At 55.9% G+C, this 7,567-nt stretch carries 5 protein-coding genes; all 5 read right to left on the bottom strand.

All coding sequences use genetic code 11. The features are described 5' to 3' along the window. Positions 1–229: 229 nt before the first annotated feature. The 5 genes from KO499_RS16630 to KO499_RS16610 all read right to left on the bottom strand — a co-directional run bounded on the left by KO499_RS16630 (position 230) and on the right by KO499_RS16610 (position 7,565). The gene (locus tag KO499_RS16630) at positions 230–1,855 is read right to left on the bottom strand and encodes an OmpP1/FadL family transporter (RefSeq protein ID WP_215984879.1); all 1,626 of its coding nucleotides are present in this window, start codon (positions 1,853–1,855) and stop codon (positions 230–232) included. A 38-nt stretch (positions 1,856–1,893) separates the two neighbouring features. After that, complete coding sequence (locus KO499_RS16625) at positions 1,894–2,904, bottom strand: transporter (protein WP_215984878.1); 1,011 nt, start codon at positions 2,902–2,904, stop codon at positions 1,894–1,896. Between the two features lie 54 nt (positions 2,905–2,958). Continuing rightward, entirely contained in the window at positions 2,959–3,759 is an 801-nt protein-coding gene (locus tag KO499_RS16620; RefSeq protein ID WP_215984877.1) for a C39 family peptidase, read from the bottom strand. Between the two features lie 186 nt (positions 3,760–3,945). Further along, entirely contained in the window at positions 3,946–5,151 is a 1,206-nt protein-coding gene (locus KO499_RS16615; RefSeq protein ID WP_215984876.1) for an efflux RND transporter periplasmic adaptor subunit, read from the bottom strand. A 32-nt stretch (positions 5,152–5,183) separates the two neighbouring features. Beyond that, entirely contained in the window at positions 5,184–7,565 is a 2,382-nt protein-coding gene (locus tag KO499_RS16610) for an ABC transporter permease (RefSeq protein ID WP_215984875.1), read from the bottom strand. Positions 7,566–7,567: the final 2 nt, after the last annotated feature.

The following is a 7,567-nucleotide window of genomic DNA, read 5'->3' as shown; positions in this document are numbered from 1 at the left end:
CGCCTGGATCGCCTGGATCGTCAGTATCCGTATTTGCGACTCCGGCCACAGGAGAGTATCGAACCCTCCCCTGCTCATCTACCCAGGTAAAGTAGCCTTCTTGTTTGGATACCGTGGAGCCACCAATCTGGCAGCCTCCGAGAAGAGCGGCCAGAAAGAGGCTGGTGACTGATTTCAATACAGAACCGTTGATCACGGCAAATGACTACCCTTTTATTGATGGCATCAATCAGAACCTTGTCCGAAAGCTGAGGCCCGCCATCACAACCCGTAACGAGGTTTTTATATCGAGGCCCGCATAGGGGTTGTAGATAATGTTAGTAATGTTGTCACAGTTTACGTTGCAACTTGTGTTGGCGGGAATTGACTCTATCGAGTGGAGGTAACTGAGGTTCATGTCAACCTCGGTGTTCTTGTCCCACTGATACCCCATACCGACACTGTAGAGGTTGGCTCCCCCGAACGGTGCCATAACCTGTCGCTGATCATCGGGGATGACGGAATCCCGTATTTCCACACCGGCCCGAAGGTCCAGACGGGAAGACGCATGAAATTCCATTCCAAACGCCCAGTTCCATTGGCTCTTGAAGCCCAGAGGTAGTCGCAGGGTATTTGACGTGGCGTTGTCCGGAGACAGGATCCTGGCCGCATTGAGAAATTCCAGGTTGCGATCAAACCTGAATACAAAGGCATCCCATTGCTTGTAATCGGTCCAGCCTATGTCTGCGTTGAGAGTCAGCTTCGGGTGAACGTCGACACTGATTCCAGTCTGGAAATGCTGCGGATACACCAGATCCATACTGACGTTGCCGGATTCCTTGGGCGCACCAGACGGCAGGCTCAGGATTGCCGAGGTAATGGCACCAAGAACGGATCCGTTAACACTCTGCCAGAAACCTGACCAATCGTCGGTGTACTGAATCTCGAACGTGCCCTTCATGTTCATTTCAGCTTCAGAGGTATAACTCGCCCCCCAGCTGAACCAGTCTGTTGGCTCCCAGATCACACCCAGGGCATAGGTGGGGGACAGAGTTTCCTGAACATTGATATTCAGGGCACCGATATCATCCCAGGGGCCGATGTTACCGCCACAAAGTGCCAGCCAGGGCTGAAGCGGCTCATCACCACTCTCACAGTTGAAAGCGTCCTGTAACACTTCCGCTACCCCCAGGAGCAGGTTGGGAGCACGCATGTACTGGTCTGCTGCGATCCCCATGTGAGACAGGTGAATACCGGCTCCAACGGACCATTCGTCATTGATTTCATAGCCCACGGTGGGCGAAAGATACGTCGTGCGCTGCAAAGCCGTAGCCTGTGGCTGGTAACGGCCAGGATCGTCCTTATCGCGGTAGAAACCGGCGGCCAACGGCAGGTAAAAAGCATTACCGAAGGTCAGCCTGGAACCCGGAGAATTGATGCTGATACCTGCTGAAGGCGCGAGAGCCGGCCCGGGAGGCGCGCGCAAGATACCGTATCCCGGCAGATACAGGGCCACGTTATTGCTGTGACTGTGGGTATTGGCAACCGGGTCCCTCTGCTTTCCGGTCTGAGGATCAATCTCCAGCCCGTCAATGCCGAAAATCTCATAACCTTCCGGTGCTGTGAAATCCGCATCAACGTCCAGATAGACGCTCATCAGGTTCACTTCCAGCTGACGCCCATCCAGTTTGGTCAGACCAGCAGGGTTGTAATGAATCGCCATGAGTCCCGGCGGGTCGGCAGTCACGGCGTTACCCAGCGCCAACGCTTTGGGGTGTATGGTCAGATTCTGCGCCAACTGAGCCTGCGCACCACAGGATAAAATCGTGGTGACAAAAGCAGCGAGAATCTGACGGTTGTAGCTTTGCTGTCGCATTTAATCCTTCCCTTCCCGTCGATCGTCAACGACACCAATCACTCTTTGAGACCGGAGAAGTTAATAGGCAGGGACACCCCCAGCGAAAAGTCAGGTGCGTCCTCGGTAAGGCCGATTCCCAGGCTGGTATTCACGATGGTGGTATCGCTGATCCGGGTTCCCAGGGACATGCTGAGAAAGCCAGTCATCTGGTCCTGTGCCACGGCCTGTTCGCCATTGGAAAACGTCAGGACCGTTTCATCGCTGTAGCTAAGCTGGGCGGAAATGCTCAATGAGATATCGTAGGACAGGGAGTAGGCAAAACCTGCTGAACCGGACAGCCCGAACCCGGGATCCACCTCCGCCAGAAGACGCGCACCACGAACCTGCTGCAGATTCTCAGCCGGCAAGTTATAGGTGGCGCTCAACGAACCAAAGATCACTACCGGATCAAGGACTTTGGACAGGCTTGCTCCGCCTCCGATGGAATAATACCCACTGCCAGTGGACAGTTGTTCATTGATATCAATTTCATAGGGGCTGACACCCGTCTTACTGGAGAGAGTTCCAAATAACGTCGTCGATACCTTGCCGGGAACATAAGCAAATGGCTGCCAGCGTCCGGTAAAGGAAATGTCACCAAAATCATAGACGTTAAGCTCGTCCTGGGTGTCGTACTTGACCAACAGCGGAATCCGGGCACCTACCGTCAGGTTGTCCAACAACCCATAGTCGTAAGAGAACGAATTCGTAAAACTGTGAGTTGCCGAAGGTACGACATCCAGATTTGTTACCGATCCGTTGGTGATAGCCAGATCCAGCCGCTGGTCTGCGGTGAAGGAATAGTCGAACGAATAGTTCAGAGCGTGGGAGCCCTTTTTCTGCAATGAATAATTCTTCTCCGCAGCCTGGAACACCTCCTCAAGCTGCTGAGAAGCGTCCTCGTCGCCTTCCTGCCGGGCCAGCGCTTCCCGCGCCTGATCAACACTCCCGTCCTGTCCCAGGGCCAGGCCCGGAAGCAGGCCTGCCGTGGAAACAAGGATAAAACCTCGCGCTAACCAACGATTCATCCTGACTCCCTTGTTGTATTTGTAGTGTTCCTGACCCGGGGTTTTCCCGATGATTTAATGACGACGGTAATACAGCTGCTTTCGAGTATTCTCAGCACTTCCGTCGGGATTGTTCTTCTGGCGTTCCAGCAAATTCTGGATCCGCCTCTGTGTGGATTCGTGAAACACCGGTATCCGTTCCAGCGCCAGAAGGGTCATCGTCTGGTCGTCCACGAAGCGAAGGTCTTCCTCCTTCAACTCAAGGTTGTCCAATGGTTTGTCGCTGCCCGGAAAGACAATAAAAAGCACGTTGTCATCCCATTTCTCCTCGAACTGAGCGAGCGTAAAGGAGATATTGCCGACAGAAGGATCTGCCAGGTACGCGCGCCCGTCGCGGATCGTCCTTAACACCACAAAATGTTTGAAACCCGCATGATGAATGGGAACGATGGCCGGATGGTCGAGATCCTTCAGGTCATCGATGGTGGCCTTGAATCCACCTGATGGATAACCAAGAGCGGTAACGAGGCGCTTCATATCGAGCATGGAAAAGGCTCTCCGTTCGACGATGCGCTCGCTCTCACCATAATGCAGCAGCCCTTCCATGACCTGTCGCTCCGACAGTGTGCGCCCCAGATAAAAATTCAGCACCGTCGTCAGCGCGGCGCTTCCGCAGCTGTAGTCATAGGCCTGACGCACAATATTCCGGAATTTCTGCTCGACCAGAGGCTCAACCCGGATATCGGATCGCAATTCAATCGGGCTCGAATCGACATCCTGCTGAATAACGATCTGGCCCTGCTCCAAAGGCTCTACCACGGTTGCTTCCTGCACCATGGTAAAAGTAAGAATGGATCCAGCGAGCACCAGAAGCATGTCAGACGAAGTCCCTGTTTTTATTGGTCACGTTATCGATCGGGTTACATGTTGTTACGGTAAGATACCGAAAAGCCTGCGCCCTTAAAGATAACTGTGCCTCAAATCTGTCGCTGCAGACGGGGCCTTACGGGGGGGATTTGAGAACTGTTTCATGACTTTGGTAGGTAACAGCGATACAGCCCCTTACCGGATCCTGATCCTGCTGCCGTCTTCAAGCTGGCGATCCGGATGCCGGACGACCGTATCAATCTCGGCGAGCCCCTCAGTTATCACTGTGTGAAACCCGTTTGTACGTCCAATCGATACGTTCGTGAGCACGGCACTGTCGTCCACAACGCGGAATACCTGATACTGGCCGCCACTACGAAAGATTGCCGACTCGGGAACCTGTAGAACATGGTCTGAATGCCATAGCAGAAACTCCGCATCAACCCGGTACCCATCCCCGAGAGTCTGCCAGGTATCCGGCGGGCTGGTGATGTCCGCAACCACCTGAACCCGCCTTTCTTCTACGCCCAGAGCCGACACATCTTCGAACCCAACCGGTTCAACCCTCCGGACCACGGCATCAAGGGTGCTGCCGCCCCACCCGGTCAGCCGCGCAGTGATGCCCCGGCTGAGCTTTACCGCATCGAAACTCAACACATCGACAACCACCTCCAGTGCGCCGGGATCACCGAGCTCCAGGATGGCCTCGCCTGCCTGAATGACTCCCTCGCTTTTACGGACAATGCTCAGGACGGAGCCGTTGACCGGGGATCTCACCGGTACCCGCTCCACCTCTCCGTTGCCAGAAGCCCGGGCGGCAGACACCTCGAGGCGGGTTCTCGCTGCTGCCAGTTCGTGGGCCATTACCTCCTCATCAAAGCGCGCTGAACGCAGTATGGCCTGCGATCTGTCAGCAGCGGCCTTTGCCTGCTGCAAGCGCTCCTCGGAGATGAAATGGTCACCGCCAAGTGCCTGCAGGCGCGCCAGTTCCCGCAATGCCAGGTCCGCCTCGGCCTCCGCTGCTGAAACTTTCTGACGGGTGGAGTTGAGTGCCGAACGGGCTGACTGCACCTTCGCCTCCGCTTCCGCCCGGCTGCGCGCGTCCAGGGTACTGGCCGGCATGGGGTCCACTTCTGTCAGCAGTTCTCCCGGAACAACCCTGTCCCCCACTTCCAACTGAATCCGGTGGAGGTAGCCGGCCACCGGCGATGAGACCACGTAGCGGTCCCGTACCCGGGTTTTTCCCTCTTCCTTGATCGTGATTTCCATTGGCGCGCGGGTTACCGGCGCCAGATCCACCCAAACAGGATCAGGACGAACCGTGACCACAAACGCAGCGATCGCCAGCAGCACGAACACGCCCCAGAACAACCATTTTCCTGCGTACCATTTTGCTGCCATAGCGACTATTCACTCCCCGTTTTCCACAGCGCCTATTCCCGCGTTTTCAGCACGGCCACGAGATCCAGTTTCTTTAGCCGCCACCACGCAATCAGCCCGGAAGCGATCGCCGATACCACCACAACCAGTGCTGACATACCGAGGGTCTGGCTAGTTATGGTTAGAGGCACACGGTAAAGCTCCGTTTGCATCGCGGTAACGATCAGCAGTGCCATGCCTTGCCCGATGAACCAGCCGAGCGGAACACCAAACAGCAGCATAAGCGCCACCTCACCCAGCAATATATGCGCAACTTCATTATGGGTGTACCCGAGCACCCTCAGGCTTGCCAGTTCCCGACCTTTTTCAGCCAGGGAAATACGAATGGTGTTATAGACAACACCAAAAGCAATCACGCCTCCCATCAGACTGTTGAAATACGTGAACGTCAGGAACGTCTTGGCGAGAGTGTCGTAAAAACTGTCCAGCATGGCCTGGCGCATGCTCAGGCCAAGCACACCCGGTGTATCCCGAAGGCTGCCGTAGACTTCCGATGCCCTGTCCGAATCCAGATTAATCATGGCCTGATTGATCAGGTGTCCATCACCCAGCGCCCGGTTCAGAGCCGCCAGATCCATATAGGCGCCGACACCAAGAAATTCGCTGGTCACACCGGCAACAGGAATCCTGATCTTTCTCCGGTCGCCTTCAAGCAATTCCACCTCGAGCACATCGCCCGGGCTGACTCCAAGTTCCTTGGCCAGATAATCGGTCAATAACAGGCCCTCCACCGGTAATGAGACGCTCTGGAGATTACTGTCGACAACAAATTGCAGCCGCGCATCCTCCGGTATTCCAGTCACCGAACTTCGCCACTCCCGGTGGCCAGAAATCAGACGGGCCGGGATGGTGCGACGGCCCTCGGCGTAACGGATTCCCGGTTGTCTTTGTAAGCCGAACAGTACTGCACTGTTGACCGGATCAATGAAAGTTGCAGCCAGATCCTGATGTTGCACCCGGGCAAACTGTGTATGCACCATCAGGGATACCGAATCAAACTGGAAATTTCCGACCATCACGATGGCTGTCGCCATGGCGATGCCGCTCATGGACAACAGCGAACGGACCGGCCTGCGGGAGAGCTGACGCAGGATCATGCGCGAGGTTTCGGAGAACCGGATGCCCGAAAGCAGCACTTCCACGCCGGTAACCCGGTAGCTGGCAGGCCCCTCGGGCCTCATGGCTTCAGCGGGCGGCAGGGCAGCTGCTTTACTGATGGCCCTCCAGGCACCCAGCCAGGCGACAGCAATCGTCAATGCGGCCAGCAGCAGTACCCAGAGAGGATCAAGACGAAACAACAAACCGGGGAACCGGTAAAAATCCATGTACAGCTCCCCCAACGCTCTGCCGAGCCAGAGCCCAAGGACCAGGCCGATCACCAATCCGACGAGCGCAATCACAATGACCAGCTTGCTGTAATGCCAGGCAACCTGACGATTGCTGTAACCAAAGGCTTTGAGCACGGCAACGATGTCCCGCTGGGTGCTGATCAGGCGACCAATCACCACATTCAACAGAAACATGGCTACACCCATGAAAATAAGGGGGAACACCGTTGCCATGGTTTTCAGCTGATTCAGCTCATCACTCAGAAACCGATGCGAGAACTGATCATCCCGCCCATAGGCCCCGATCGCGCCATAACGGGCCAGCAGTCGGTCGAGGGCATCAGCGACGGAGGCCGCAGAGTAGCCCGGGCTGAGCGTCACCACCAGACTGTTGAAGGCCCCCACCATGTCCATGGCCGATTCAAGCGCCTCTCTGTTCATCCAGAGCACCCCGTAACGCAGGTAATCCGGTAGCATGCCTCCGGGCGGAATAACGTAGATAAACTCCGGTGACTCAACAATGCCGGTCACAACAAGCGCCTGTCGCCGACCGTTGATAATGGCCTGAAAACTGTCGCCAGGTGCCAGGCCATGAGCCTCTGCAAAACTTCCGATAACCGCGACCTCCTGACTTCGGGCAACGTCCGGAAGCCGTCCCTGACGAATAAAGAGACGGTTGATATCTGGCTGGCCTTCCGGAGGAATCGAAACCAGCCGGGCCGATACCGGATCCCGGAAACCCGGGATCTCCAGCTTCGCCGCACCCTCAACCCGTCCTTCCTGTCTTTTGATACCTGGCAGGGAATCTATGTCCTGGAGAGTATGGCGCGGGGCGCGTTTCAGAGGGGAAAATACATCAGCAAACTGGTTCTGTTCGTAATATTGGGCCCGGGTTGCCAGCAATGACGAGTAGTTCACCAGGGACATCACACAAACCGCCACTCCGCCAGCAATCACCAGCGCAATAGCCAGTACCTGACCCCGCATCTGCCAGAGCTCCCGGCGTAACTTGATATTCAGAACCGTGTTCAGAGCATTGGAGGCCATCA

The sequence above is a fragment of the Marinobacter sp. F3R08 genome (genome assembly GCF_018860425.1).
GTDB lineage: Bacteria > Pseudomonadota > Gammaproteobacteria > Pseudomonadales > Oleiphilaceae > Marinobacter.
This window is presented reverse-complemented; position numbering and strand designations above follow the sequence as displayed.

Bases quoted from the DNA above. Each gene is read 5' to 3' on its own strand.
- KO499_RS16615 (WP_215984876.1), bottom strand. From the start codon at position 5,151: ATGGCAGCAAAATGGTACGCAGGAAAATGGTTGTTCTGGGGCGTGTTC.
- KO499_RS16620 (WP_215984877.1), bottom strand. From the start codon at position 3,759: ATGCTTCTGGTGCTCGCTGGATCCATTCTTACTTTTACCATGGTGCAG.
- KO499_RS16630 (WP_215984879.1), bottom strand. From the start codon at position 1,855: ATGCGACAGCAAAGCTACAACCGTCAGATTCTCGCTGCTTTTGTCACC.
- KO499_RS16625 (WP_215984878.1), bottom strand. From the start codon at position 2,904: ATGAATCGTTGGTTAGCGCGAGGTTTTATCCTTGTTTCCACGGCAGGC.
- KO499_RS16610 (WP_215984875.1), bottom strand. From the start codon at position 7,565: ATGGCCTCCAATGCTCTGAACACGGTTCTGAATATCAAGTTACGCCGG.